Source organism: Thermicanus aegyptius DSM 12793 (genome assembly GCF_000510645.1).
GTDB lineage: Bacteria > Bacillota > Bacilli > Thermicanales > Thermicanaceae > Thermicanus > Thermicanus aegyptius.
The window spans coordinates 1,725,404-1,752,374 of the sequence record NZ_KI783301.1 but is presented as its reverse complement, the minus strand read 5'-3'; the positions used below and the strand labels follow the sequence as shown (position 1 = coordinate 1,752,374).

Genomic DNA, 26,971 nt, shown 5'->3' with positions numbered 1-26,971 from the left:
GCAACTATAAATGTAAAAAAAAATACCCGCCTTAAATAACGGGGCTGGATGAGTTTTGTAACCGGTATCCCTCTAAGCTTCTAACGGTGAGTGGTACCTCTTCTGTTTGCAAGAAATATTTGAGAGTATCGATGCAGGTAAAGAGCGGAACCCGTTGGCGAAGAGCCGTCTCGCGTATCGTATAACCAAGGCTCTTTTTCCTTCCTCCATGGGTAGGAAGGACAATTCCCATGGTGATCTCCTTTTCTTTAAATAATCTTAGCACTTCTTCCTTTGTCTCCACGATCTTCTGCACGGCAATTCCATGCTCTTTCAAAAAGCGAGCCGTACCTCGGGTCGCATAGAGGATGGAACGTATGTTGATCGATAATTGATGAATCAATGGTAAACTTCTCTCCTTCTCCCGATCCGAGATGGCGAGAAGAATCCCTTTTCCCTCCAGCTCTTTTTTGCTTAGAGGTGGAAAGCCGCCCATCGAAAAAGCTTTCCTTAATGCTTCTTCCGGAGTGCAGCCTAAAGAGAGAACCTCTCCCGTCGATTTCATTTCCGGTCCGAGGACCGGATCCACTCCCTTCAGTTTGCCCGTGGAAAAAATGGGGGCTTTCACGGTATAAAAGAAAGGCTCATGGATCAAACCCTTCTTTTCCGTCATCTCAGAGATTTTTTTACCGAGCAAAGCATGAACCGCCCACTCAACCATAGGAATTCCCGTTACCTTACTAACAATAGGAACGGTCCGTGAAGCCCTTGGGTTTACCTCCAGGACGTACAGCACCTCATCTTTTAAGAGGAATTGAATGTTCATGATGCCGGAAAAATTTAGTTCTCGGGTAATGCGGCGGGAATACTCCTCAATCTTTTTCTTTATCTCTTGACTAAGGGTAACGGAGGGGAAAAGGGCAAAACTATCGCCCGAGTGAACACCTGCCCTCTCCACATGTTCAAAAACCCCCGGAATGAGAACTTCCTCCCCATCACAGATGAGATCTACTTCGCATTCGAGTCCCGGCAAATATTGATCAACCAAGAAGGTGGGAAAAGAAGCCTCGTCATATTCCTTCCAGGAAGCGAGATAGTCGAGAAGTTCCACTTCCGAATAAAAGAGGACCATGGATTGCCCACCGATGACATAGGAGGGGCGCACTAAGATGGGAAATCCTAACCTTGTGGCACTCTTCCTCAGTTCTTCAGGAGTTTTTGCCATTTCTCCACGGATGTGTGGAATATCCAGTCTCTCTAGCAAAGCATAGAACCGTTCCCGATCCTCCAGTTGGTCGATGGCATCCACGGTTGGGCCAATGATGTTTACTCCTGCTTTCTCGAGGGGTTTTGCCACATTGATCGCAGTTTGACCTCCAAATTGGATAAGAACCCCGTCTGCTTTTTCTTTCTCTATAATATGAAGAATATCTTCCGGTGCCAAAGGTTCAAAATAGAGGCGGTCCGCAACGGAGAAATCGGTGCTTACCGTTTCCGGGTTGTTGTTGATGACGATGGCTTTTATTCCCGTTTCCTTCAGTGCCCAGACAGCATGAACAGAGGCGTAGTCAAACTCAACCCCCTGGCCGATGCGGATCGGTCCCGAACCCAATACGACCACCTTTTTCCCCTGTTCTAATGCGCGTGCTTCATCATACCCTTTCCAGGTTGAGTAATAATAAGGGGTAGCCGCCTCAAATTCCGCTGCGCAGGTATCTACCATTTTAAATCCGGGGGAAATCCCCATCCTTTTATATCGGTTACGTATTTCCTCTTCGGATATTTTATAGATTTCTGCGATACGGGCATCGGGGAGTTGTATTTCCTTGGCACGTCTTAGAAGATCATCCGGCAGGTTTAGCCATTCGTACTCCCTTAGCTCTTGCTCCAAATCTACCATCTTTTTAATTTTACCGAGAAACCAGGCATCGATCGACGTGAGACGATTCATTTCATCGATGCTCATCCCTCTCCGAAAGGCTTCGGCCAAATAAAAAGGCCGAAGATCATGGGGGGAAATTAATCCCTTCATCAAGAGGTCCTCCGAAACCTTCTCCAATTCCTCTTTTAAAAGCCCGGTATGCTTCATCTCAAGGGATCGGAGGGCCTTATAAAAAGCACCTTCAAAGGTACGATCAATCGCCATCGTTTCCCCCGTCGCCTTCATTTGCGTCCCTAAAGTCCGATCGGCATGGGTAAACTTGTCGAAAGGAAAACGGGGCAGTTTCACCACCACATAATCTAAAGAAGGTTCAAAAGCGGCAAAGGTGTGGCCTGTGACCGGATTTAAGATTTCATCTAAGTGATAGCCGATTGCGCATTTTGTAGCGATGCGGGCAATGGGATAGCCGGTCGCTTTAGAGGCCAATGCGGAAGAACGGCTAACCCGAGGATTTACTTCAATGATGGTGTAGCGATTGGAATGGGGATCTAAAGCAAACTGGATATTGCATCCCCCTATAACCCCCAAAGCACGGATTACCTTGATCGCCGCCGAACGGAGCATTTGATGTTCCCGGTCTGTTAAGGTTTGAGCCGGGGCAACCACGATCGAATCACCGGTATGAACCCCTACGGGATCAAAATTTTCCATGTTGCATACAATAATGGCCGTATCATTCGCATCCCGCATTACCTCATATTCAATCTCTTTCCATCCCCGGATACTCCGTTCCAATAACACTTGATGGATCGGGCTCAGGGAGAGGGCTTTAGGAAGAAGGGTAAGCAATTCCTCTCTGTCCCCTGCAAATCCTCCTCCTTCGCCGCCTAGCGTATAGGCCGGGCGTAGGATGAGAGGGTATCCGATCTCCTCTGCGAAAGCGACTCCCTCTTCCACGGTATGAACCACCTTCGATTCGGGGATTGGTTCACCGATGGTAAGCATTAAATTTCGAAACGCCTCCCGATCCTCTCCCTTTTTAATCGCCGCAATCGAAGTTCCCAAAACTTTTACCCCATATTTTTTCAATATTCCCTGGTTGTAAAGCTCCGTAGCTAGATTTAGCCCTGTTTGACCTCCAAGGGTTGCGATCAGTCCGTCGGGGCGTTCCCGGGCAATCACTTTCTCTACACTTTCTACCGTCAGCGGTTCAAGATAAAGAGCGTCGGCGATCGCAGGGTCAGTCATGATCGTAGCCGGATTATTATTGATAAGAACCACCTTAATTCCTTCTTCTTTTAAGGCAAGACAAGCTTGTGTCCCCGCGTAATCAAATTCGGCCGCTTGCCCGATCACGATGGGACCGGAGCCGATGACCAACACTTTTCGTAGATCTTTATCTAACGGCATACGTTTTCTCTCCCATCCTTACTCTTTCCACAAAGGAAGCAATGATAAATTGGGTATCTGTAGGGCCCGGATGTGCTTCCGGGTGGAATTGTACCGTTTCAATGGGATAGATCCGGTGTTTAAGCCCCTCTATGCTTTGATCGTTTAAGTTCCGATACGTGATGATAAACTCTTCTTGATTAAGGCTTTCCTCCGTCACCACATACCCGTGATTTTGGGTGGTTATCCATACTTTTCCAGTTAAACTTTCCTTGACGGGATGATTGGCGCCCCTGTGTCCAAAAGGTAATTTTTCCGTCTTCGCCCCATGGGCTAAAGCAATGACCTGATGTCCCAAGCAGATCCCCAAGGAAGGGTATTGCATTGTCATCGCTTTAACTTCTTTAAACCAAGGATGCAACTCCATTGGATCCCCGGGCCCGTTGCTAAAAAGGATTCCGTCGGGGGCCATCTTTTTTACCTCTTCAAATGAAATCGAATAGGGGGCAACCGTTACCCGACAGCCTTCCTTTAGCAAAGCATCCACAATCGACTTTTTAAAACCATAGTCAATGAGTAGAATATGGGGACCTTCCCCTCCAAAATGTTTTAGATTGGGAGACGAAACCTCCTCGATCCAAAAGGGTGGAGTATACTCCTCGATCATTTTTAAATGCCTGGCCTTCGCCTCCCCTTCTTCCTGTTGAACATGAAGGGTCCCCAACATCGTTCCCTTCTCCCGAATCATCCGGACCAGCGCCCTGGTGTCAACACCAGTCAGGGCACTGATCTTTAGGTCCTCCAGGTGATCGGAAAAAGATTGTACGGATAAATAATGGCTAGGAAGTTCAGCGATTTCTCCCATAATGAGACCTGCTACGGCAGGTTTTATCGCCTCATCGTCATAAAGATTAATCCCGTAATTCCCGATAAGGGGGTAGGTGAAAGTGACGATCTGCCCGGCATAAGAGGGGTCGGTCAGGGTCTCTTGATATCCCGTCATTGAGGTGGTAAAAACCACTTCACCGATCCGTTCTTCTTCCGCACCTATCCAAGTTCCTTGAAATACCGCTCCATTTTCTAAAATCAGCATGCCCTTTTTCATCTTCTACACCCCTTGCGTCGTCAAGGCATAGGCTGCAAATATCTCCTCCATCACCTGAAGGAACTCCTTGATTTCCTCTTCAGTCACGGTCAAAGGTGGCAAAATACGGATCACTCCGGATCCTGCCGTTAATAGAAGAACTCCCCGTTCCCGGGCCATGGTGATGAACGTACCCACATCTCCTTTCGGTTGAATACCCAAAAGAAACCCTTTTCCCCTAACCGTAAGGAAGGAAAACTTTTTTTCTAATTGGAGGAGCCCTTCTTTTAGCATTTGACTCTTTCTCTTTACTTCATCCAGAAATCCCTCTCTGGTCAGTACTTTTAAAGTAGCCAAACCTGCCGTTGTGGACAGGGGATTTCCGCCAAAAGTGCTGCCATGGGTTCCCGGAGTAAAGGCAGCTGCTACTTCTTTCTTTGCCAAAATCGCTCCGATGGGAAAGCCGGACCCAAGTCCCTTGGCAAGGGTTATGATATCCGGTTCAATGTGATATTCTTCATAAGCGAAAAGGCTCCCTGTTCTTCCCATGCCGGTCTGCACTTCGTCGGCAATAAGAAGAAGTCCGTTTTCCTTTACGATCGTATAAAGCTTCTTCAGCCATTCTTCTTCTGCAGGAATCACTCCACCTTCTCCCTGGATGAATTCCAACATGACCGCAATGGTATTCTCCCCGACCAGCTCGTTTAACGCCTCCATATCATTGTAGGGGAGATAACGAAATCCCTCTAGGAGCGGTTCAAACCCCTTTTGCAGATGTTCTTGGGCAGTGGCGGAAAGAGATCCCAAGGTTCGCCCGTGAAAGGAATGGGTAAAGGTGATGATTTCACTTCCCTTTTTCCCGAGGATTTTATGGGCGTATAGTCTAGCCAGTTTAATCGCTCCTTCATTTGCCTCGGTTCCGCTATTGCAGAAAAAGACTTGATCTGCAACGCTAACTTCCGTAAGTTTTTTTGCCAGTTCTTCTTGGGAGGGGATGTGAAAGAGGTTGGAGGTATGCCAAACCGCATCCAATTGTTGTTGCAACATTTCCTTCACTTCCTGGGGAACATGCCCTAGGTTCAAAACGGCGATGCCGGAAGTAAAATCAAGATACTTTTTCCCCTTTTCGTCCCATACCCAACTTCCCTTTCCTTTGACGATTTTTATGGGGTAGCGTTTATAGGTCTCCATGAGTGGCGGATGCATGACTCTTCTCCTCCCAACGTATTCTCGTTCCAACCTTTTCTCCCAATAGGGATGCCCCCAGTGCCTGAGGATCATGCCCATCAATAATGATCGCCTCTGAAGCACCCTGAGAGAGGGCTGCCAAGGCCGTTTCTACTTTGGGGATCATCCCCCCTGTGATTTCTCCTTCCGAGATATAACGGAGGATTTCGGCGGCGGTCGCTTCATGGAGGATTTGACGATCCTCCCCTTTCTGAACCAGGATGCCTGGAATATCGCTTACGTAAATAAGTCTGCCCCCATAGATTTCCGCAACTTTCGCAGCCGCTTGATCCGCATTCACATTAAGAAGCCTGGATGATGCATCTAGGGAGAGGGGAGAAATGACCGGGATTACCCCTTGATCCAGAAGCAGGTCAAGCCACTCCCTCTTTACCTCGACAATCTTTCCAACCAAGCCCAGCCTTTCCTTGTCATCCACCTGTTCTGCAAGAAAAAGGCCTCCGTCGACGCCGCTTAGCCCCATCGCCTTCCCGCCTGCTTGGATGATCTTTCGAACCAGCTTCTTGTTCATCGCTCCACTTAATACCATCTCAACGATCTCCACGGTTTCCTCATCGGTGTACCGAATTCCCTGAACGAATCGGGTAGGAACGTCAAAGCGATTTAGGACGTCGGTGATGGCAGGTCCTCCACCGTGAATGAGAATCGGCTTAATTTTTCCTTCTTTAAAAAATAAGACGATTTGCTCGTAAAAAGCATCCGGGATCTCATTCAATATGCTCCCCCCCAGCTTTATCACGATGCTTTTCACATCTTCCCCCCCTATCCATTTCCGTTGCTTATGGGTTCTTCTCTTTTTCTCCGGACCTTTTACGCTAAAGTCCGCTTCGATCCTTTCTCTTATCACATGCGTTCATATGAAACAATCGATTAAGTCCTATACGAGGCATTAATGCGTACATAATCGTAGGTTAAATCACAGCCCCAGGCTGTCGCCTCTCCCTTTCCACCGCCTAAAAGGACCTCTATTCGCACCGTCTCTTTCTTCAACTCCTCGGTGGCTTCTTCTTCCGAGTATACTGCCTTTTTCCCATTTTGGAAGAGGGTAAGAGAACCGAGACGGATGCTAACCAGGTTCGGATCAATGGGGCTTCGGCTATATCCGATCGCTGCAATGATTCTCCCCCAATTGGCATCGGCACCGTAGACTGCCGTTTTAACAAGGCTTGATCCCACAATCGCTTTTCCTACCGCTTTTGCCGTCTCTTCATCCGAGGCTCCCGTAACATGCACCTCGATAAGCTTCGTCGCACCTTCCCCATCCCTGGCAATCTGTTTTGCCAGATTCTTCGCGACCTCCTTAAGCGCAGCAAGAAAAAGGCTCCATTCAGGATGTTCCGGGTGCAAAGGCCGGTTAGCCGCCAATCCGTTGGCCATGATCAGGACCATGTCATTTGTGCTCATATCGCCATCTACGGTAATCATGTTAAACGTTTCATCGGTTACTTGGCGAAGGGCCAGTTGAAGAGCCTGCTGTTCCACGGCAGCATCGGTGGTAAGAAAGGCGAGCATCGTCGCCATATTCGGATGAATCATCCCTGAACCTTTCGCAGCCCCGCCGATCACAACCTTTTTTCCATCAATGGCTACTTCCACGCTAAACCTTTTCCGCGTCGTGTCGGTCGTCAATATGGCCTGTTCAAAATCTGTTGCGTCTCCTTCTTTAATGATCCTTGATATTTGCCTAATTCCGTTTCTTATTTTCTCCATCGGCAAAGGCTCACCAATCACTCCCGTAGAAGAGACGGCAACCCGATGGGGAGGAAGATGCAAAAACTCCGCAAAAGAATCTCTCATTTCATAGGCATCCCGTAATCCCTCTTCCCCGGTACAAGCATTTGCATTTCCCGAATTAACCAGGACCGCTTGCAGACAGCCTTCCTTTCCTATGCTTTCTTTGGTCACCAGAAGGGGGGCTGCTTGAAAAAGGTTCACCGTATATACGGCGGCTGAATTGGCAGGAATCTCTGAGTAGATCCAGCCTAAATCAAGTCGTTTTTTCTTCAGTCCGATATGGATCCCCCCTGCGTGAAAACCTTGAGGAGAGGTAATTCCCCCTTCGAAAACTTTTACTCCGCCTTCTTTCTCCAGCATGATATTTTTCTCGATCATCGCCCGCTCCTTCTTTCTCGCTTATCTTTTTCTTCATTTCTTTTCTTTTTTCCCTTATTCTCTTTGTTTTTCATTCATTTTCTTGTATATCTTGATTTCGTCCATGTACTTCCCATTCGTTTTCACATGAATTTCATTTCTCGTTTTCTAACTTCCCCGGTCCCTCTCTTCTCACCCTTTCTTCCTTCTCATTCCTCCTCTTCCCTTTTGCCACTTTCCATCACTGATCCCGGAGATTAAGGATAGATCGGCGTTTGGAGAAGACCGGTTCTTTCATCGAGACCAAACATGAGGTTCATATTCTGAACCGCTTGACCGGCGGCACCCTTTACCATGTTATCGATGGCGCCAAAAAGAATGATCTGATCGCTTCTTTCATCTACATAAACCCCAATATCACAATAATTTGATCCATACACTTCTTTGGTCGCCGGATAAGAACCTTCACCTCGAATCCGCACAAAGGGGCTTCCGCGGTAAAACTCCCGGTATAGCTCGATCAGGTCACGGGTTGTTGTGTTTGATTTCCTTCGACCGTAGACGGTAACCAAAATTCCCCTGGTCATGGGAGCCAAGTGGGGGATAAAGGTAAGGAAAACCTTCTCCATTTTAATCTTGCTTAATTCCTGTTCAATCTCCGGGATATGTTGATGAATCCCCACTTTATAAGCCTTAAAATTTTCATTTACCTCTGAGTAATGGAGTGAGAGACTTACTCCCCTTCCCGCTCCCGATATTCCGGATTTTGCATCGATGATAATCCCCTCGTGGGAAATCAACCCTTCCTTGAGCGCAGGGATCAGCGTTAGCAATGAAGCTGTCGGATAACAACCAGGGTTGGCGACGAGTCTTGCTCCTTTAATCTCTTCCTTATAGATTTCGCTTAACCCATAAACCGCCTCGCCTAAATAAGAGAGGGAAGCCTCCTTTTTATACCATGCTTCATATTCTTTGGGATCCTTTAGTCGGTAATCTCCTGATAAATCAATCACCCGCACGCCCAGATCTAAAAGCTTTGGTGTCCATTTTCCACTCACTCCGGCAGGGGTACCAAGGAAAACAACATCCAGACCGGAACGAAAAGAATCCATCTCTAAATCTTCCAAAGAAAAATCAGCGATTGAAGCCAGGTGAGGATACATCTCCTGAAGCTCTTTTCCCCCTTGGGAGTGTGTGATCACCTTCTTCAATTCAGCATTCGGATGTTGGAGCAAAATACGAACCAACTCTATACTGCTATATCCTGTCCCGATGAGAGCGATTTTCACCTTCCCCACCCCTTTTTCTCTGTTATGAATTATAATACATCCTTACGTTTATTTATGCAATCCATTCAAAAAAAAAAAGATAGAAAGATCCTTTCTATGGGAAATCCCTTTTATGGCAAATCCCAGTTGCATATGCATACATCGTAAAAAAAGTCTCTTCGTCTTTATAACGAATTTCAACATAGCGTGGGAAAACTATCTTGCTACGGCAAGAAGATGGTATAGATCTCCCAAATTCCGGGCTCCTCGTTTCGACACTTCATGCATCGCCGTTTTCCATAAATCCGCTGCCATTTGAGCATCACTTAACGCATGATGTCTTTTCCCCACCTCTCGGTTTAGATGGGATAATATGGATTCCAACGTGTAATCTTCCCATTCAGGGTATAAAAACTGATATATATGTTTGGTGTCAAACAGACGATTCTGTACTTTCAACCGATATAATCTCCAAAGGTTCTCATCCAAAAAACGCTTATCATGGTTGGCATAATGGGCAACCATGACGCGACTTCCCGCAAATTTCATAAATTCATGGATAGCCGTCTTAATCGTTGGAGCTGTTGATACCGCATCCTGATTTATTCCCGTAAGTTCTTGAATATGAGGTGGAATCGCCTTATTCGGTTTTACCAGTGTATAAAAAAATTCTTCCTCATCACCCAAACCTCGAAATCGTATCGCCCCGATGGAGATGATCTCATCTCCCCTTTGCGGATAGAAACCGGTCGTTTCGAAATCAAAGACGATCACGTCCAATTGATCGAGGGGAATCGCAAGATCTTGCTCTTGCCTGCTCTCTTTTAGCAGATATCGAAGATAAGCGAGGTGATTAGGGTCGTCAAGATTAGGAAAACCTAATTTCTTTTGGGCGATTCCTTGCTCTTTAATGGTAGAGATGAGATGAGTCCAAGGAACCCTCACCTGAATTACCTCCTTTCGCCTAATTTATGTTTAACGTAGCTTTCCGCTTCTTTCTGTAAATCTTTCAAGCTTCTTAAGATCTCTTTGATTTCTCCCTGTTCCCGGGCCGCGAGATGCGAATAGGGGAGATGATCACCATCCTTCATCGCAAACCGAATCGGCATTCCGTAACGCAAAGTCATTATTTTTAGGAAGGTGAATGACCAATAATTCCCCGTGTTTTCATCCCAAAATCCTTGATCTACGAGATGTTGAATTCGGCTTAGCGTTGAGTTGGCATGGATTTGCTCTCCTATGGAGATAAGACGAATCGATTTAACCAGGGGAAGATACATTCCCTGTTTAACCGAGATGGAACCCTGATGAGGTCCATACATAGATATCATAATCTTTCCAAACGGCGTTAACGGAACCTCGTTTTTTTTCATATTTTCAAAGATTCTCTTTAGGAAAAAGGGGCTCTGTTCTAATTTGCGGTAAATGTACTGACGGATACGATCTACAATCTCAACATCCCCATAAACGGAATTCATGTCATAGAGAATGATAAAATTTCTCACTTGCTTCCAGTCATGATCGTAAAACCATTCGTCCAATTGGAGCCGTAATTCCCCTTCGAGGAGGCGCCATTTACGATTGGTGGCTAACACATTCCCTTCACAAAGGGGAAGACCGATCTGAACCATTGAGACGGCAATTCGTTGGGTGAAATGGGCATAAAACAATTCCTCTTCCTCATCCATTTCATCTGTCCCCTGGATGATCATCATATGATCCTGATCACTGGCCGACGTCAATTCTTCACGGCCTCCGCTTCCAAGTAAAACAAAAGAGAAAGGCTTAAATTTTTTAGGTATTTTACCCTCTATTTCTAATTCTTGTAAGGTGATCTCGATGACCCGTTTATAAAGGTGGCGATGGAATTCTCCTAACTGTTTAAATTCTGAATGGCTCATCCATCGGTCTGTGATGGTAGAGCGGTAATCATCCAAACCTTTTTGTCGCAAAACGATTAAGTTTTCAATCGTTTGACTTTCATCGATACATCGTAGGAGATGCTCCTCCATCCTCTCACCCCTCAAACTTGAGTAAAAAAGAGGCCCCGATTCCTCTCTTTACTCTTATCCAATATGAGGAGAGGTGTCAAGAAAGGTTTCGGGGCGAAAAAAGATATATGATTAAAAGAAGGGGGGGCGTAAGTTAGTCCGTCAAGATTTGGCGGAGTGAAGCTGTTGCAATGCTTCAATCTGTTCAGGGTATCCATAGGATCCGTGCTCGGAAAGATCAAGGCCTACAATTTCCTCCTCTTCCGTTACACGAAGTCCGATGGTGGCCTTTAAGATTGCGAAGATGATATAGCTAACTACGGCAACATAGAGAGCGGCACCTGCCACACCTAAGGCTTGAACGCCAAGCTGTTCAAAACCGGCGCCGTAGAATAACCCTGCTTTTCCAACTCCGGTAATTTCCACAAGGCGAGGAGAAGCAAAGAAACCTGTAGACAAGGTCCCCCAGATCCCGGCAATCCCATGAACGGAGAAGGCGCCGATGGGATCATCTACGCCCATCTTTTCCAAAACAACTGCGCTGAAGTAGGTGAGAATCCCCGCCAAGGCCCCGATAAGTACGGCAGCCCACGGCTCGACGAAAGCACAAGCAGCAGTGATGGCAACAAGAGCGGCAAGGACTCCGTTTAACATGCTGGGGATATCCGCTTTCCCCGAGTAAGCCCAGGCAGCTAGGATGGCGGCAACCGCTCCTGCAGCGGTAGCCAGTTGGGTGGTTAGGGCTACATGCCCGTAAAGTCCATTGGCAACGCCTAGGGTACTCCCTGCATTAAAACCAAACCAACCCACCCAGAGGATGATTACTCCTAAGACGGTGTAGACCTGGTTATGTCCCGGCATAAAATTGGCGGTGCCGTCTTTATTAAACTTCCCTAATCGGGGTTTAAGCATGATCGTAGCAATTAAGGCGGCAAGCCCTCCCTGAAGGTGAACGACCGTGGATCCTGCAAAATCCTGCATTCCCATCGTCCCTAACCAACCTCCACCCCAGACCCAGTGACCAACCACCGGATAGATGATGGCGGTGAAGAGAATTCCAAAGATAAAATAGATGGATAATTTCGCCCTCTCCGCAAATCCGCCTAGCGCGATCGCCAAAGAAACCGCAGCGAACGCAAATTGGAAGAGGAAGAAATGAGGGATGGGTATACCAAAAACTTCAACCACACCTTGAAGGAAAAACCCTTTCAAACCAATAAGGGCATTTCCTTCACCGAATGTAAATGCAAAGCCTACGGCCCAAAAAGTAAGGGTGGCAAGACCGAAAGCAAGGACCGTTTTCCCTGCAATATGTCCTGCATTTTTCATCCGCGTTGAACCTGCCTCCAACAAAGCAAAACCGGCCTGCATAAAAATGACCAAAACCGCTGCAATGAGAACCCAGAGCAAATCGACCGATTTTGCCACGGCAGCCACAGGATCTTCAGCAGCAAAGGCTGTCTGGGGAAGAAGAAGAAAAAGTAAGACGGGAAGGAATAAAAACGGTCTTTTCTTCACACGGAACACTCTCCTCTCCTAACATCTTTTGTAATATTAAATAACATCATTTCTTATGATGCCATTATACGTGTTATTTCTCATCTAGTCAATACTCTTTTTCATTCTTGTGTAAGTTTTTTTTACATTTCCCGATTATAAAAATTAATATGTATCCCTTAGAGATCTGCCCCAGTACACATACGAAAAACTCCGTGAAGCTCACGGAGTTTTTCATGATCTCATTTGCGGTTATGCTTTTGCCGATATGACCAATAATACATAGACCACCACTGCAAAGGAGAATAGAGTGATGGCGATGGCACCACCTGGCGTAACATGCGCTCCCATGCCTTCTACCTCCCGATTCTTATTCTTTGCTATCCTATGTAATCATATGAAAGAGGAAACGGCTTCTACCTAGATTTTTTCTCTCCTTTCTTCACTTTTTATCCCATCTTTACTCTCTTCCTATTTCCATCAATAAAACTACTTTTCAAGAAGTTCCACCTTTTTCTTCAGTTGTTCCACCGTTAAACCGCCCAGTTCCTGAAACCCCCCCTCCTCTAAAACAATGATTTCATCTTCATAAACCGGATATAACCCTTGCCAACCGCCTATCAAATAATAAAGAGGCCGGCCGGGAATTTTCTTAAGAAATACGACATACTCGCCTTCTGCCACCGCCCCCGGAAAACGTTTATTTAAGGGATCTGCCAAGGGAGGAGAAGGTTCTACTCCTGTCGTAAGAACATCAACGAATTCAAAAGCTCCGCCTTTTATATAAGTCTGCCCATAAAAAGGTTGTATATAGTGGATGATTCTTCTCCCCTCTACCAATTGGGTGGTATCTTCCCTTCTTGTCACCTCTCCGAACGATCCGTAAGCTATGATGTCGGCCGCATGCACCAATTCATGAAACGAATGGGCTTGTTGTACAGGTGCTTCAATATCCGTTAGCTCATGGAATTTTTCCTCCCCTACAGGAGTAACGATGAAGAAGCAGAGAACCAATGATTTGATCAACAAAGAGTGGAACATGGATCGATCCCTCCTTCATAAAGAAAATAAGGCCTATCGAGTAGGCCTTCATAGTATTTCCATTATCTTTCTTCCAGTTGCATCTGTACATAGGGTGGAATCCTCGGCGGTACATAAGCGATTCTTTCGTCAAACTCCACATAATCCAAATTTACGGTGAGAAGAAGAAATCTCTTGCCGGTATTGGGATCACTAATAATGATATGATCTCGACCCGCCGTCTCGATCTCTCCCCTAAATACTTTCGCAGTCCACTCCGGGTTATTTTCATAGGTCATGAAGAAGGTAGCCATCTTTCCCCGGTTAAACCGCAAGATGTTTTCTACATAGGAAATCTCTTCTTCCAGCATCTCTTGGGGAGTGAGGGGAATGCCTGGGATCGTGGCGCCACTGGGTTGTAATGGTGTTGTGGGGGTGGGCGCCGCATGAGGAGAGAAGATAGGATAATGAGAAGATAAGGGGTATTCCCATTCCATATAGGGATAACTCATCAAACATCACTCCTTCTAACGATATACGCCTGGACAGCTGGATACGGTGGGTTGATAGAAACAATGGGATTTATATCTTCCGCTATTCCATTGGTTAAACCATTGGGGTGGACATCCTCCTGTATAAGGTTTGAAGAACCAAAGTGCAAAGGTTGCCGGATAATATCTCTCCCCATTAATTACCTTGATGGCAAGTCGGATTTCACTATCCCTCGCCCTTTGATAGAAGTATCCTTTCTGTGTTGCTTCAAAACCTCCTGGGCGTTGAAAAACCATTTGTTTTATGGTCCGTATTCCCTTAAAGTCGAGACAGTCCCCCTTTACCCGATTCACTCCCACATTACCAACCATCAACATCCCCAACTTCCCGTCCTCTTCCGCTTCTGCTCGAATCAGGCGTGCTAAAAGCTTAATCTCTTCACGGTTTGCCTTAATAACCGCCATCCCTTCACCCCTGTTTCTTTCCTCTTTCAATTCTAATCTATTGCCTACTCCCGGTTTGGGAACTTGCCCACTCTCCATTGCCACGCCTATTTTTTCTTGATCCTCACGAATTAAAAAACGGCTAATGTGGAGGGCCATTCCTGAAAATAAACGTAAGATAAAGGGAATGGATCTAACGTAAAGGAGGGAAAACATTGGCTGTCTCTTATGCTTATGCTAGGCAATTTGTAGGGAAAGCCGTCGTTTGCGATTGCCATGATGGCATGAGACATTACGGCATCGTTCATCACGTGACTCCAACCCACCTTCGTATAGCACCGATTCGGCCTTCTGTAAGGCTTGCTTCCCACACGATGGATAAAGAGTTTGAGGTTACCACGTTGGAACAGGCCGGCAAACCATGGATTGTTCCTACGTATTACCCACTTGGTTATGCCGGATTAGCCCTTCCTCTCTACACCATCTTAGCGCTCTCTCTTTTTTGGTGGTAATCTCCCTCTTTAAGCCAATGGGCCCCTGACGGGGCTTTTTCTTTTTCCATACCTTTTCCGCTCCACCTGTGGTACAATGCTAATGCCCCATCCCGATAGAAACTGTACCTTTGTACGGAAAGTCTGATTGAAAAGAGGTTTTGTTTATGCTTATTTCTTCCCCTATCCTACTCTCAGTGGCCGGTATGGTTGGTGTGGGAAAAACAACCTTCGCCGCTCACTTAGCCGACTCTTTAGGACTAAAAATGATCCTTGAAAAAGTGGAAGGAAATCCATATCTTGATGATTATTACCGTGATTTTAAGAAGTGGAGTTTTCATATGCAAATCTACTTCCTCATAGAACGATTTAAAGAACAAAATCGTATCCATCATGCGGGAAGGGGGATTATTCAGGATCGTACCATTTTCGAGGATGCGGAGATCTTTGCCAGGATTCAATACGAACGAGGAAACATGAGCCAGAGGGATTATGAAACCTACTCTGCCCTTTATGAATCGATCATTGAGAATCCTTATTTCTCACCTCCCACTTTAGTCATCTATTTATACGGCCCTTTTGAAAAAATTATGGAAAGGATTGAGAGAAGGGGGAGGAAAAGTGAAATCACCACACCACTCTCTTACTGGAAGGAACTTTATTCTCGTTACGAAGAATGGATCTCTCATTTTACCGCCGCACCTGTCTTGAAAATAAACATTGATGATTATGATTTGGTCGAATCCACTCAGGATCTGCATAAGATTGATCGTCTCATTGAAAAAAATTTAGAGCTTCAAAAAGTTTCTATTGAACCCTTCTCATAGGAGATGAAAAATTCCGCAGACGTGGATGGCTTATCCTTCTTTCACAACATATGTTGTTAGAGAAAGGTTAGGAAAGGAGGATTTGACGTGGCCGTTACCTACGCAATCGCGATCGCTCACCTCGGCCGACCTGTCATCGCACACTTTAGAGATGGAAGAAGAGTTTACGGATATGTGAGACGAGTTCTTCCTGACGGGATTTTTCTTGAGCCGGTGCGTGCTGTTGCCACTTCCTATGCTTCAAGCCATGAAGAAGCAATCGTAGAATCCTTAGAAAGCAAAAGGGGGGAAGAACCTGAGATTGAAGAAGTTTGGTGGCCTGGATATGCCGCATGGTGGTGGTGGATTCCTTTTCTCGTGTTATTAGCTTTAATTCCCTTGTTTTGGTGGTAACCAAAGAATAATAAGGATGAAGAAGGCAACCGTTTCTCATCGGTTGCCTTTTTTGAACCTTCTCCTCTTCCTCTACATAAGATGCTCAGGGCTATTTATTAAATGGAGAGGAAGTATGCGTTATGGAGTATCACGATCTCTTAATGAAAATGGGAATCGGAAGCGCGCACCCCGGAGGGTATCGAGCTACGCTTCGTTTATTAAATAATTTTTTCCCGGAAGGAAATGCCAAAATACTTGAACTGGGTTGCGGTACAGGAAGAAGTGCATGCGAGTTGGCAAGGAGAGGGTATGAGGTAACAGGTGTAGATGTGAGGCCGGAGATGATTGAGAAAGGGAAAAAAAGAGCAGCCCAAGAGAAGGTAACGGTTCATTTTCTCGTTGCGGATGCGTATCATCCTCCATTCCCTTCCGAAGCCTTTGATGTTCTATTTATTGAATCTTTAACGGTTTTCCTGGACGTGGAGGAGATCATCTCTCGATATGCGGAGCTTTTAAGACCGAACGGTATGATCTTTGATCGAGAGATGATGGCGAAAGAGGACCTTCCAGAACCCCTCTTTGATGAAATTTCCCGCTTCTATGGAATCGGATTCCTACCCACTCCGGAACTATGGAAAAAACTTTTCCTTCAAAAAGGTTTTTCCGATGTTTCCATATGGGATCTTCAAACGGTGGTAGAAGAGCTGGAGAACCCTGCGCATGAAGAGGCTGATCTTAACCAGATGGTTGACGAGGATGCCCTCCTGGATCCTGAGCTCATCCAAAAAACCATAAAGAATACGGAAATAACGTTAGCGTCAGCTCCTTATCTATACCATGGGGTGATTGTGGGGAAAAAATAACAGATTAACCTCCCCCTTTTTTCTTTTTTTGAAATCGATGTTTATTTATAATCATTTCTTCCCTCTCCATCTGATCCGGATCTATTGATAAGCGTGCGCAATGCAGGTAAATCTCCTTCAGTAAGGAGGGGTCGGAAAAAGGAATATGGAAGGGGCGATAAGCCTCCCCTCTTTTCATTTCTTCTAATTTTTCTCTCAGGAGAACAAGAAAACCTTGTTGATCAATGCCTGTTTCCGAAAAGGATATATTTCGACATAAGGTATAACAAGAATCTAACATTTTCACGGAGCCGGAGAAATTTCCACGCCGATGGTGGTAGAGAGAAACGGCCAATTGAATGAGTGCGAGCCAAACATCTCTCTTCTTCCCCACACTTTTCCAATATTCTTCCATTATTTCATGGCATTCAAAGTAATCGCGGGTACAAAAAAAATGAAACAGATAATTTAAATAGGGCTTAGGATACATCGTCACCCTCTCCTCAATCGTTACCAATAAGTGGGTTTTGCAATCATAAACCATAGAGAGGCAAGAAGAATGACGAGGTAGGCATAAAGGGAAAAGCGCAGTTTGCCGACCGCTTCCCGGCGATCGATCTTTCCTTCCTGTATCGCCTTGATTGTTGGGGAAAAGGCTCTTGCCAGGAAGAAAAGAGCAGACAGGAGAATAAAGATGGGGATCAGAATCCAAGATGTGTTCCAGCGGTATCCCCCCAACCACCACAATAACACCCCCGTCACTACCAAAAGGTGGCCTGCATGCTTAGAGATCCAAACGACATAGCGAAAGACAAAAAGATGATGCTCCAATTCTTCATGAGAGGCTTCCTGGAGACGTCGGAGAAGAGGGAACAGGATAAAATAAGGCCCGATGGAAAGGATCACACTAAAAACATGAAAAAAAAGAAGCCAAGGATAAAGATAACCGATCATCGTTTATAATCCTTTCTAGATCTGAATAAAAGGGTTGTTGATACGGGGGGTACTCCTGCCGAACCTACCGAAGCAGGCCGGTATATCGGGAATAGTCGATGCCTTCCTGATCCAGATAGTTCTTTAACCATTTATGATCCCGTTTCGGGGTAGCCATAATATAGCCCCGGATGATCAGGTCGGTATCGATCTCACCTGCTCCTTCTCTCAACGCCAGTTCACCGATTTTTGCCGCAATCGTTTGCTTTGCCACTTCCCGGAACGGAGAAGGGACAGGCGCAACCAACTTGTTCAAAAGCGCCTTCCCTTCCTCATTCCACAGCGGCAAGCTCTGTTTTATATAATATTCCTGCCAATCCAGCGTAGACATGCCATCCTTCTTCGGCATCCCCTTAAGGAATTTTCGAAACATGAAATATCCACCGATCGATATCGTAACGATTAAAAAAAACATCCAAAAAAGAATAAACCATCCGAAGATCCCGGTCATGCCGATTCCTCTTTCTCAATCATTTTCCTTTTGGCGATAGTATACCATAGAAGGATGGCGTCGGACAGCCTACATCGCCTTATCCTTGGATCAGAAGGGTAATGGATTGATCGACGCTTCGCAAGCCTAGCGGTAAAATGAGTCTGCCCTCTTTATAGAGGAATGTATTCCATTCTTCATTATTTACAAAAAGATGTGCAGGAGGACGACGAAGGAGAATCTCAATGGTCCATTCCCGATCCTTGATCCCGTCTTCCAGCCGATCATACGCCGGATAAATCTCGATCAAAAGGTTTTTGCCCAAAATCTCCATGCGGTAACGGGTAAGGCGGTAACTCCCTTTTTGATATTCGGTGGTTTTTCCATCATCTTCATAGAGGAGGATCCCGCTTCCTTCTCCAGGGTAGACGATAAGGTGAAGTTCCTTCCATTTCTCTTCTTCCGTATGCTGCATGACCGGAAGGAAAGGAAGAATTGCCCCTGCTCGGACAAACAAGGGAATCTCCTCCAGAGGAGCCTCCACCTCAATCCATCTCCCCCCTTCCACTTCTACATCGGACCAATAGTGAAACCACTTTCCTTTTGGAAGATAGAGAGTACGCTTCCTGGATCCTTCCTCCAGGATCGGCGCAACCAGCAGATGGGGGCCGAACAGATAGGTCTCTTCCATATCAGCAGCTTCCAAATCTGTAGGATCCTCCATGATCAGGGGGCGCATGTAAGGAAGTCCTGCATCAAACGCTATATAGGCCAAGGAATAGATATACGGCAGGAGACGATATCGAAGTTCAATAAACTTACGGATCTTCCTTTCCATTTCTTCGCCAAAAGCCCAAGGCTCTCTGGCCTGATGAGCCCCATGTGGGCGCATGAGGGGAGTAAAGGTTCCAAATTGAATCCAGCGAAGAAATAGTTCAGCCGACGGCTCATCGCCTGTAAATCCACCGATGTCGCTGTTCCACAGAGAAATGCCTGCCAGCGACATGCTTAACGCCAAACCTGGTTGTTTTCGCAGATGATCCCACGTGGTCGACACATCCCCGGACCAAACTCCTACTCCGTAACGATGGCTGCCCGACCACGCAGAGCGGCTCATTATGAGAAGACGTTGATCCGGCGCATTCTGTTCATAGGCGAGGGCTACCGCCTTTTGCATCTCCAGGGCATAAATATTATGAACCTTATGGGCGGGGCCGTCGTGATGAATCATATCAATGGGATGAACCTCCGGTTCATTAAGGTCGGTCCACCATCCCCCCACCCCCATCTTTATAAGGTCTTTGTGTCGGTCAGCCCACCACTGTTTGGCGAGGGGATCGGTAAAATCAACCAACGCCGATTCCCCTGCCCAAAAGGGAAAAAGATAGGTTGTCCCATCCGCTTTCTTGCCAAAAATTTGCAGTCGATTCCCTTCCGGGTAAAGGCGGCTCTCTTTAACGACATAAGGCTCTTCGATAAGAATCACATGGAAGCCCATCTCCCTTAGTCGTGCCACCATCTCTTCCGGATGGGGGAAAGCATCCCGATTAAATTGAAGGTCCCCCATTTTTTTAAACCAATAGAGATCTAAAATGATCGCATCGCAAGGGATCCCTTTTTGTCGAAAAGTCGCAGCTAACTCTTCCACCTCCTGTCGGGTCCTATAACCAAACTTCGATTGAAGGTAACCAAAGGCGAATCGGGGGGGTATGGGGGGTCTTCCGGTGAGGAGATGGTATTTCCGTACCAGTTCTTTCAAATTTTCACCGAGGAATAGATAATAGGAGAGGTTTCCTCCTTCCGATTCATAAAACCATCCCTCCTCATCCTCCACCCCGAAATCAAATCGGGCAGGCCAAGGATTATCAATAAAGAGCCCAAAACCTTTAGAACTATAGAGGATCGGGAGAAGTAGACGGGAAGGGGCGGGAAGGTGATTGTTCCACACGTGACGGATCCTTCCCCTGTGATCCAATTTCATCCCCTCTTCTTCGATCTCCCATTCTCCCAAACCATAAATTCTTTCTCCCTCTTGAAAAGAAAAGTGGAGGCGGGAGCGCCAGCCGTCCAACAAGATATGAGGATTTCTCCCCGTTAACAGCAAGTCCCCACTCAGAGAATATAACTCCACATGAAAGGGATTCTTATGAATACGAACCCATCCTTCCCCACTTTGGATCACTAGAATTTCCTCCTGATCCTCCGCTTCGAGAAGCAAGGGGTCTTCATCAAGGACGGAATAAGAAGATTCCGCCTGATCTTCACTCCAAGGCGTAATTCGGATCACCTGAAAATGGAGGATACCGCGATGGGGAGAGGTGATTTTTATCTTGGCCTGAGATGGATAGACCAGCTCGATCGATTTGGGATTCATGCTTACTTCGCTGCATTGTTCCAACTTATACAAACAAATCCTCCCTTTCTAATACATCCTCATTTTCTCTTTACGTCGCGCATTTAAAAAAGATAAACCCTCGCTTCATAAGGGCGAAGCTTAACCCTTTGTAAACTTTCAACTTCATTAACGGGATAATTGCTGATGAGCAATTTTGCCCTGTCCGAGAAAAGTCCGTCCGGAAATGAGAAAACCGGAGTTCCTCCTTTAAAATTAAGTATCGTGAGGAGCTTCATGCCTTCCCATTTTCTTAAATACGCATAAATTTCTTCGTCCTCAGGCAGCAGAAGCTCATAACTGCCGTAAATGATGATGGGATATTCCTTGCGCAGGCGGATCAACTTCCGATAGTAATGAAGGATGGAATCTTCCTCAGCCAACGCTTTTTTTACATTGATCTCCCTATAATTCGGATTCACCTGAATCCATGGCGTTCCTGTGGTAAATCCGGCATGGGGCGAGTCATCCCACTGCATCGGTGTTCTGGCATTATCCCTTCCTTTTGCATAAATGCTCTCCATCACCTTCCTAGGATCTTCTCCCCGCTCCACGACTGCTTCATGATACATGTTTAGGGTTTCAATATCCCGATAATCATCAATGGAAGGAAACCGGACGTTGGTCATCCCAATCTCTTCCCCTTGGTAGATGTAAGGGGTTCCCTGAAGCGTATGTAAAAAAGTGGCCAGCATCTTCGCCGACTCCACGCGGTATTTTCCATCATCGCCAAAGCGAGAGACGAGTCTAGGTTGGTCATGGTTATTGAGATACAAACTGTTCCAGCCTATTCCGTCCAGTTCTTTTTGCCACTTGCTCATCACCTTTTTTAAATCGGTAAGCTTCCAGGGTTTTACATTCCATTTGCTCCCTTCACTATCTAAATCCATATGCTCAAACTGAAAAACCATTTGCAATTCGCCTCGATCCTCTCCCACATAAAGCTTAGCCTCCTCGGGAGTTACCCCCGGTGTCTCTCCCACGGTGATCAAATCATAATGGGAGAGGACCTTCTCCGACATCTCCTTCAAGTAGTCATGAATCTTCGGACCATTGGCCACGTAATCGAAGGGGGAAGCATATTTCTTTCCCGGCGCAGGGATGCCGTCCGGCAAATCGGGCACCTTAGACAGAAGATTAATCACATCCATGCGAAACCCGTCGATGCCCTTATCCAACCACCATCGCATCATTTCATATACGTGTTGTCTAACCGCTTCATTCTCCCAATTGAGATCCGGTTGTTTACGACTGAAGAGATGCAAGTAATACTCCCCTGTCCTTTCGTCAAACTCCCATGCAGAACCACCGAACACAGACTCCCAATTGTTTGGTTCCTTTCCCCCTTTGCCCGCTCTCCAGATGTAAAAATTACGATACGGGTTCTCCTTCGAATCCCGGGAATGTTGAAACCATGGATGTTCGTCGGAAGTATGATTCACGACGAGATCCATCATAAGCTTCATTCCCCGTTTGTGCACTTCTTTCAACAGCTCATCAAAATCATCCATCGTACCGAATTCCTTCATGATCGCTTGATAATTGCTAATATCGTAACCATTATCGTCATTGGGAGATTCGTATACCGGGGAAAGCCAGATCACATCGACCCCCAGTTCCTTTAAATAGTCAAGCTTCGAAATAATTCCCTTCAGATCTCCGATTCCGTCTCCATTCGAATCCATAAAACTTCGGGGATAAATTTGATAAACAACCGCTTCCTTCCACCATTTTCTTTCCATTCCCATTCCCTCCGTAGGGTGATGAAATCTTAAATAAACAAGGGTATTATAACATTTTCGCGGGAAAGAGAAAAAGGAGCTTTACGCATAAAGAAAGAGGCAGCCGTCTTAACTGCCCCTAGAGAACAACACCTGTTGCTAAAGATTTTCTTGCAATCATTTCAACGTCTGGAATCGGTCTTATCATCCTGCGGTGAAATAAACTTATCAATAAAAAAACTCCAGACCATTTGGAGTTCAACTGCCCTGTATGGTGCGGGTGAAGGGATTCGAACCCCCACGCCCGTAAAGGCGCTAGACCCTGAATCTAGTGCGTCTGCCAGTTCCGCCACACCCGCAAAAAACGAATCAAGCGATATTTACTATACCACGAATCAATCCGCGTTGCAATGGTTTTTTTAGGAAAACCGTGCATCCCATCCGTTACCCATTTTCTCCATGAGTTTTCCTTCTATAAGGAATCCTCCCTTGCCCCTTTCCGTTTATGAACTGTTCAAGCTGGGTAAGAAGAATTCCTGAGAAAATAAGGAGAATCCCCATCCATTGTACGAGGTTGATCTCTTCTTTGAGCAGAAAGAATGCAGCCAAGAGCCCAACCGGCAGTTCCATGGAACCAAGCAATGAAGTAAGACTCCCTCCGATCTTCGGAGCTCCGTAGGAAAAGAGGAGGGGAGGAAAGACCTGACCCAATAGGCCAAGTAGAAGTCCCCATTTCGTCATGCCGCCAAAGGGATTTAACTCCTGCAATGGAACGTACGTGAGAAAGATGAGACCGATCACGGTCATGGCGCCGATCACCATCCATGCGCTCCTAAACCACCCTTCCATATGGTGAGAAATATGAGAGGTGCCGATGAGGAAAAAGGAGTAGCTTACGGCTGCAGCTAAGCCTAACAAGAAGCCGGGCAGATAAATCCCTCCACCTTCATAGGATAAAGGAACCGCAAAAAAGGTTCCCAACAAAACGATCAATACGGAAAAAAGTTGTAAGGGGGATCCTTTCTTCTTAAAAAATAATCGATCCATGAGAAGACCTATCCAGACAAATTGAAATAAGAGAATGAGTGAGATGGAGGCCGGCAGATATTGGAGAGAAGCATAATAGAAAAGGCTTGTTCCTCCTAATCCTATGACCCCAACAAAAAAAAGCCATACCCCTTCTCTGATAGGTATCTTCACCTTCCCCATACGCCATAAAAAGAAAGGGAGATAAAAGAGAGTAGCATAAAAAAATTGAGAAAAAGTAATTTGCGGAAACGTATGCCCTTCTCCGTACGCCCCCTTCACAATAGGACTCATCACCCCATAAAAACTGGCTGCCAACAAGACAGCCAGGCTACCCATAACCTGTTCCCTTCTTTTCATCCTACATCCCCCATCTTTTAACCTTTTTCTCTCTCTGGTTTATCCATTCCTTTTTAGCGTTCCATTTACATGATTCGTTAAAATCATGGGATTTTCCTTGCTTACGTTCCTTTCAGCGATATTGGAGAAAAAAAGCATAAAAGCCAGGACCTTCGGTGCTATAATGCCGCAAGGTCATGTTCCCCCAATGGGCGACACGTTCCCGTTTTTCCGTTCCATCCCTTTTGCCGACGAGGCCTAACTGTTCAAAGAGGCGGCTCTTTTCCGGCATGGACAAGCGTAATCGGAGTCCTTCCAGGATGAGAATGGAACCCACCATCATTTCTAAACGGGCATTGCTTGATCCATCTTTCTCCCGGATCAAAGCCAACTCCTGAAGCGCACCTGTTTGCCGATTAATCCCTCCATAAAGGGCGTTATTTCCCCCATAACGAACCAAAAAAAAATCTTCTTTTCCTTTGGGAAACCATTCATAATCCCGGATCACCATATTAGGCCTAATTTCCAGAGCCTTTTCATTAAAAAAGACTCGAAATTCGTTAAAACTAGGTTGAAGATGGTAAACTCCCTCCATCTGATACGCACCCCGAATGATTTTACATTAGTATCAGTATATACAGGAAAGGGAGCCCCTATAACAAAAACAAAACATATTTAAAAAGGCATCCCCTTGTGGAGATGCCTTTTATCGCGTGTCGATTAGCTAAGTTTCACAACATTGGCAGCTTGGGGACCACGATTACCTTGAACGATGTCGAACTCAACCGATTGCCCCTCCGTAAGGGTCTTATATCCGTCTCCCTGAATTGCGGAAAAGTGAACAAATACATCTCCGCCTTCTTCCGTTTGGATAAACCCATACCCCTTCTCAGCATTGAACCATTTTACTTTACCAACCATGAATATGGCCTCCTTTAATAAACATTCCATTAAAAAGCGAAGCCTGCAAACCTGAAATGCCATTCTTGTAATCCAAGAGGCCATACATGTTTCAGTCTTACCACTTTTTAATTCGACTTTAATTATACCAAAGGAGACTTGAGAAAGCAATAAATCTCTTCCAACGTTTAACCGTTTTTCTCAAGTCTCTTGGTTAACCTCCACCATCCCACTGCGTAAGCAATTCCTTCGAAGCCTAACAGCTGGAGAAGTTGAAAAGGATAAAAGAGGATAGCGGGAATGGTGGTTATAAGGACAAACAAAGTGAGAAGAAATTTTCCCGCCCAAAACATCCCCTCCTTAAGCCCTTTTTGATCGATCGGTACAATAGGAAGAAAAGCCTTCCGCTTTATCGTTTGAAAAAACGAATCCAATTGAAGGAGGCTTAATAGCGTTACCGTAACCATTTCCCCCATCGCTACCCACGGAGAGGGAAAAAAGAATAGGAAAAGGAGTCCTACGGCAAAAAGGCGGAAGAACATGCCAAACCCATCCCCCCTCGTCCATTGCAGGAGCAGGAATGAAAAATAAGGAAATGAATCGAGGGGAAATACCCTTTTCACGAGACGGGTTACACTCCTTCTGTTCTTAAATGCAGGAGCGATTCCTCCCACGTCGACAAAGGCTCCCACTCTTCTGGCATAAGCCAGATTTAACCTTTCCTCTTCCTGAAGTAGAGCGGACCATGCGATCGCTTTCGTGCGTAAAGAAAGGGAATAATAAAGGGTGGTGAGAAGAAGGGCTACGCCTCCGGACCAGAGCAGGAGGGGCATTCCACCCATTAAGCCCCAAAGGAGGAGAAATGCGACGAAAAACCTGAGAACAAAAGATAAATCTTTCCTTTGTCGGTTTTGATAGCGCACTTCCAAACTATAGAGATAAAGACTCCATCCTTTTAACAGAAAAAGCAGAAGAAGAAGAAATGCCCCGAGTTGAAAGCCTTTGTTCGACATATGATGGATTAAAAGAGGTAAGGATACCACAAAAAGCAGCATTAGAAAGAGGGCGTGCAATCCCCAGGCAAGAAAAAAAGAGCGGCGGAAATACCCCCCTAGTTCCGCCTCTGAGGCGGGGAGAAAGGAAAGATCCGCAGGATGAACAAAATATCGGATCCTTCCTGTTGCGGTACTCAGAGAAAAGAGGAAAGCAAGGAGGGGGGAGATTGGAGCCGATTCCGGCAGCCCTTTTAAAAACAAAGGATAGTAATAAAGAGCCATCATGAAAAGGAAGATGGGTAGAAAAAGAAATCCGTTCGCAATTCCCCTCCATTCTATGAACCGCTCCCGGCTCCATTGCTGAAAACGTTCCAACCATAGATGCGAAAAAAAACGACGATTCATTTCTCTTCTCCCCGTTCAATCCACTGGAGATAAATCTCATCCAAGGAAGCATGGGGGGCTCCTACCCCCCTTCGCAATTCCTGAAGAGTTCCCGACGCGATCAATTTTCCCTGATGAAGAATGAGGAAACGATCACAGTACCGTTCGGCCGTTGAGAGGATGTGCGTAGACATGAAAATCCCTGCTCCCCTCTCCCTTTCCACAACCAAGGCCTGTAGGAGGGACCTGATCCCCAAGGGATCAAGCCCTAATAACGGTTCATCGATCACATAAAGAGCAGGCCTGACGAGCAGGGCCGCCATGATCATCATCTTTTGCTTCATTCCCTTTGAGAAGAAGGAGGGGAATAACTCCTCCTTCCCTTCCATGTTAAATTCTTTTAAAAGGCGAGGAAGGCGATCCTTAACCTCCTCATCGGTCAGACCATAAACCTTTGCTGCAAATCGAAGATGTTCCCCAAGAGTTAAATTTTCGTAATAGATGGGCATTTCAGGAATATATGCAAATTTTCTCCGGTATTCCTGGGGATTTTCATCTATATGCTTTCCATCAATCGTTATTTTTCCTTTAAAAGGTTTTAGGAAACCGAGGATATGTTTAATTAACGTGCTTTTACCGGCTCCGTTTAATCCCAATAAAGCAACAATCTCTCCTTTCTTTACCGAAAAGGAGACGTGATGGAGAACCGGATATTCATATGAGTAGCCTCCCGTTATTCCTTCCACATCTAAAAGATCACCCATCTTCCAAACCTTCCTCCTTGCGAGTCATCACCATTATATAGTTCAAAAAATAAACGATCAATCGAAAATCCCGTTTTCGGTGCCCAACAAAAATGAATTTTTTAAGAT

At 45.9% G+C, this 26,971-nt stretch carries 25 protein-coding genes, 1 tRNA gene and 1 pseudogene; 4 read left to right on the top strand and 23 right to left on the bottom strand.

Going from position 1 to position 26,971, the window contains the following annotated elements:
* Positions 1–31: 31 nt before the first annotated feature.
* The 12 genes from carB to THEAE_RS0109345 form a co-directional block, all read right to left on the bottom strand.
* Positions 32–3,271, bottom strand: a complete 3,240-nt coding sequence (gene carB, locus THEAE_RS0109415) for a carbamoyl-phosphate synthase (glutamine-hydrolyzing) large subunit (RefSeq protein ID WP_028987273.1) — start codon at positions 3,269–3,271, stop codon at positions 32–34.
* The gene (locus tag THEAE_RS0109410; RefSeq protein ID WP_028987272.1) at positions 3,258–4,355 is read right to left on the bottom strand and encodes a carbamoyl phosphate synthase small subunit; all 1,098 of its coding nucleotides are present in this window, start codon (positions 4,353–4,355) and stop codon (positions 3,258–3,260) included. The genes carB and THEAE_RS0109410 overlap by 14 nt, the downstream gene beginning before the upstream one ends.
* 3 nt (positions 4,356–4,358) lie before the next feature.
* Positions 4,359–5,540: an acetylornithine transaminase gene (locus THEAE_RS0109405; RefSeq protein WP_028987271.1), complete on the bottom strand. Its 1,182-nt coding sequence runs from the start codon at positions 5,538–5,540 to the stop codon at positions 4,359–4,361.
* On the bottom strand, positions 5,512–6,333 hold the full coding sequence (gene argB / locus THEAE_RS20600; protein ID WP_039945023.1) for an acetylglutamate kinase: 822 nt from the start codon (positions 6,331–6,333) through the stop codon (positions 5,512–5,514). Before argB ends, THEAE_RS0109405 begins: the two co-directional genes overlap by 29 nt.
* Positions 6,334–6,452: 119 nt before the next feature.
* Positions 6,453–7,676 carry a bifunctional glutamate N-acetyltransferase/amino-acid acetyltransferase ArgJ gene (gene argJ / locus THEAE_RS0109395; protein ID WP_039945022.1) on the bottom strand — a complete coding sequence of 408 codons (1,224 nt, stop codon included), beginning with the start codon at positions 7,674–7,676 and terminating at the stop codon, positions 6,453–6,455.
* A 254-nt stretch (positions 7,677–7,930) separates the two neighbouring features.
* Complete coding sequence (gene argC, locus THEAE_RS0109390) at positions 7,931–8,962, bottom strand: N-acetyl-gamma-glutamyl-phosphate reductase (protein WP_028987269.1); 1,032 nt, start codon at positions 8,960–8,962, stop codon at positions 7,931–7,933.
* Positions 8,963–9,157: 195 nt separating this feature from the next.
* A complete protein-coding gene (locus THEAE_RS20595) occupies positions 9,158–9,886 on the bottom strand; it encodes an exonuclease domain-containing protein (protein WP_005584411.1) in 729 nt (242 codons plus the stop codon).
* 5 nt (positions 9,887–9,891) lie between these two features.
* Positions 9,892–10,953, bottom strand: coding sequence for a DUF294 nucleotidyltransferase-like domain-containing protein (locus THEAE_RS0109375; protein WP_028987268.1), 1,062 nt, complete (start codon positions 10,951–10,953; stop codon positions 9,892–9,894).
* 141 nt (positions 10,954–11,094) lie between these two features.
* Positions 11,095–12,369: an ammonium transporter gene (locus tag THEAE_RS0109365; protein ID WP_028987267.1), complete on the bottom strand. Its 1,275-nt coding sequence runs from the start codon at positions 12,367–12,369 to the stop codon at positions 11,095–11,097.
* Positions 12,370–12,918: 549 nt separating this feature from the next.
* Entirely contained in the window at positions 12,919–13,470 is a 552-nt protein-coding gene (locus THEAE_RS20590) for a hypothetical protein (protein WP_005584414.1), read from the bottom strand.
* Positions 13,471–13,532: 62 nt separating this feature from the next.
* On the bottom strand, positions 13,533–13,961 hold the full coding sequence (gene gerQ, locus THEAE_RS0109350; RefSeq protein ID WP_028987266.1) for a spore coat protein GerQ: 429 nt from the start codon (positions 13,959–13,961) through the stop codon (positions 13,533–13,535).
* A gap of 15 nt (positions 13,962–13,976) precedes the next feature.
* Positions 13,977–14,405, bottom strand: coding sequence for a cell wall hydrolase (locus THEAE_RS0109345; RefSeq protein ID WP_028987265.1), 429 nt, complete (start codon positions 14,403–14,405; stop codon positions 13,977–13,979).
* A gap of 194 nt (positions 14,406–14,599) precedes the next feature.
* Between THEAE_RS0109345 and THEAE_RS0109340 the strand changes: the two genes are divergently transcribed.
* The 4 genes and pseudogenes from THEAE_RS0109340 (at position 14,600) to THEAE_RS22010 (ending at position 16,940) form a co-directional block, all read left to right on the top strand.
* Positions 14,600–14,896, top strand: a complete 297-nt coding sequence (locus THEAE_RS0109340) for a hypothetical protein (RefSeq protein WP_028987264.1) — start codon at positions 14,600–14,602, stop codon at positions 14,894–14,896.
* A gap of 170 nt (positions 14,897–15,066) precedes the next feature.
* A pseudogene (locus THEAE_RS0109335) lies at positions 15,067–15,702 on the top strand (deoxynucleoside kinase); the annotation flags it as partial.
* Between the two features lie 87 nt (positions 15,703–15,789).
* Positions 15,790–16,095 (top strand): hypothetical protein, encoded by a 306-nt coding sequence (locus THEAE_RS0109330; protein WP_005582479.1) that lies wholly within the window; start codon positions 15,790–15,792, stop codon positions 16,093–16,095.
* Positions 16,096–16,217: 122 nt separating this feature from the next.
* Entirely contained in the window at positions 16,218–16,940 is a 723-nt protein-coding gene (locus THEAE_RS22010; protein WP_052329896.1) for a class I SAM-dependent methyltransferase, read from the top strand.
* Between the two features lie 4 nt (positions 16,941–16,944).
* On the opposite strand, the gene THEAE_RS20580 is transcribed toward THEAE_RS22010, so the two are convergent.
* The 11 genes from THEAE_RS20580 to THEAE_RS0109270 all read right to left on the bottom strand — a co-directional run bounded on the left by THEAE_RS20580 (position 16,945) and on the right by THEAE_RS0109270 (position 26,863).
* Complete coding sequence (locus THEAE_RS20580) at positions 16,945–17,409, bottom strand: DUF309 domain-containing protein (RefSeq protein WP_005582481.1); 465 nt, start codon at positions 17,407–17,409, stop codon at positions 16,945–16,947.
* Between the two features lie 20 nt (positions 17,410–17,429).
* Entirely contained in the window at positions 17,430–17,873 is a 444-nt protein-coding gene (locus tag THEAE_RS0109315) for a hypothetical protein (protein WP_028987262.1), read from the bottom strand.
* 64 nt (positions 17,874–17,937) lie between these two features.
* Entirely contained in the window at positions 17,938–18,363 is a 426-nt protein-coding gene (locus THEAE_RS0109310) for a DUF2621 family protein (protein WP_005582483.1), read from the bottom strand.
* 79 nt (positions 18,364–18,442) lie between these two features.
* On the bottom strand, positions 18,443–20,749 hold the full coding sequence (locus THEAE_RS0109305) for a glycoside hydrolase family 31 protein (protein WP_028987261.1): 2,307 nt from the start codon (positions 20,747–20,749) through the stop codon (positions 18,443–18,445).
* Positions 20,750–20,799: 50 nt separating this feature from the next.
* Entirely contained in the window at positions 20,800–22,476 is a 1,677-nt protein-coding gene (locus tag THEAE_RS0109300) for a glycoside hydrolase family 13 protein (protein ID WP_005582488.1), read from the bottom strand.
* A gap of 251 nt (positions 22,477–22,727) precedes the next feature.
* Positions 22,728–22,814, bottom strand: a tRNA-Leu gene (locus THEAE_RS0109295).
* An 85-nt stretch (positions 22,815–22,899) separates the two neighbouring features.
* Entirely contained in the window at positions 22,900–23,841 is a 942-nt protein-coding gene (locus THEAE_RS0109290; RefSeq protein ID WP_005582491.1) for a DMT family transporter, read from the bottom strand.
* Between the two features lie 112 nt (positions 23,842–23,953).
* Complete coding sequence (locus THEAE_RS0109285) at positions 23,954–24,415, bottom strand: hypothetical protein (RefSeq protein WP_005582493.1); 462 nt, start codon at positions 24,413–24,415, stop codon at positions 23,954–23,956.
* Positions 24,416–24,540: 125 nt separating this feature from the next.
* On the bottom strand, positions 24,541–24,741 hold the full coding sequence (locus THEAE_RS0109280; RefSeq protein WP_005582494.1) for a cold shock domain-containing protein: 201 nt from the start codon (positions 24,739–24,741) through the stop codon (positions 24,541–24,543).
* Between the two features lie 167 nt (positions 24,742–24,908).
* The gene (locus tag THEAE_RS0109275; protein WP_028987260.1) at positions 24,909–26,120 is read right to left on the bottom strand and encodes an ABC transporter permease; all 1,212 of its coding nucleotides are present in this window, start codon (positions 26,118–26,120) and stop codon (positions 24,909–24,911) included.
* On the bottom strand, positions 26,117–26,863 hold the full coding sequence (locus THEAE_RS0109270; RefSeq protein ID WP_028987259.1) for an ABC transporter ATP-binding protein: 747 nt from the start codon (positions 26,861–26,863) through the stop codon (positions 26,117–26,119). Before THEAE_RS0109270 ends, THEAE_RS0109275 begins: the two co-directional genes overlap by 4 nt.
* Positions 26,864–26,971: the final 108 nt, after the last annotated feature.

What these genes read in the sequence shown, in the direction of transcription:
- carB (WP_028987273.1), bottom strand. Translation starts at nt 3,271, where the DNA reads ATGCCGTTAGATAAAGATCTACGAAAAGTGTTGGTCATCGGCTCCGGT.
- THEAE_RS0109410 (WP_028987272.1), bottom strand. Translation starts at nt 4,355, where the DNA reads ATGAAAAAGGGCATGCTGATTTTAGAAAATGGAGCGGTATTTCAAGGA.
- THEAE_RS0109405 (WP_028987271.1), bottom strand. Translation starts at nt 5,540, where the DNA reads ATGCATCCGCCACTCATGGAGACCTATAAACGCTACCCCATAAAAATC.
- argJ (WP_039945022.1), bottom strand. Translation starts at nt 7,676, where the DNA reads ATGCTGGAGAAAGAAGGCGGAGTAAAAGTTTTCGAAGGGGGAATTACC.
- THEAE_RS0109375 (WP_028987268.1), bottom strand. Translation starts at nt 10,953, where the DNA reads ATGGAGGAGCATCTCCTACGATGTATCGATGAAAGTCAAACGATTGAA.
- THEAE_RS20590 (WP_005584414.1), bottom strand. Translation starts at nt 13,470, where the DNA reads ATGTTCCACTCTTTGTTGATCAAATCATTGGTTCTCTGCTTCTTCATC.
- gerQ (WP_028987266.1), bottom strand. Translation starts at nt 13,961, where the DNA reads ATGAGTTATCCCTATATGGAATGGGAATACCCCTTATCTTCTCATTAT.
- THEAE_RS0109345 (WP_028987265.1), bottom strand. Translation starts at nt 14,405, where the DNA reads ATGGCGGTTATTAAGGCAAACCGTGAAGAGATTAAGCTTTTAGCACGC.
- THEAE_RS22010 (WP_052329896.1), top strand. Translation starts at nt 16,218, where the DNA reads ATGGAGTATCACGATCTCTTAATGAAAATGGGAATCGGAAGCGCGCAC.
- THEAE_RS20580 (WP_005582481.1), bottom strand. Translation starts at nt 17,409, where the DNA reads ATGTATCCTAAGCCCTATTTAAATTATCTGTTTCATTTTTTTTGTACC.
- THEAE_RS0109315 (WP_028987262.1), bottom strand. Translation starts at nt 17,873, where the DNA reads ATGATCGGTTATCTTTATCCTTGGCTTCTTTTTTTTCATGTTTTTAGT.
- THEAE_RS0109310 (WP_005582483.1), bottom strand. Translation starts at nt 18,363, where the DNA reads ATGACCGGGATCTTCGGATGGTTTATTCTTTTTTGGATGTTTTTTTTA.
- THEAE_RS0109300 (WP_005582488.1), bottom strand. Translation starts at nt 22,476, where the DNA reads ATGGAAAGAAAATGGTGGAAGGAAGCGGTTGTTTATCAAATTTATCCC.
- THEAE_RS0109290 (WP_005582491.1), bottom strand. Translation starts at nt 23,841, where the DNA reads ATGAAAAGAAGGGAACAGGTTATGGGTAGCCTGGCTGTCTTGTTGGCA.
- THEAE_RS0109285 (WP_005582493.1), bottom strand. Translation starts at nt 24,415, where the DNA reads ATGGAGGGAGTTTACCATCTTCAACCTAGTTTTAACGAATTTCGAGTC.
- THEAE_RS0109280 (WP_005582494.1), bottom strand. Translation starts at nt 24,741, where the DNA reads ATGGTTGGTAAAGTAAAATGGTTCAATGCTGAGAAGGGGTATGGGTTT.
- THEAE_RS0109275 (WP_028987260.1), bottom strand. Translation starts at nt 26,120, where the DNA reads ATGAATCGTCGTTTTTTTTCGCATCTATGGTTGGAACGTTTTCAGCAA.
- THEAE_RS0109270 (WP_028987259.1), bottom strand. Translation starts at nt 26,863, where the DNA reads ATGGGTGATCTTTTAGATGTGGAAGGAATAACGGGAGGCTACTCATAT.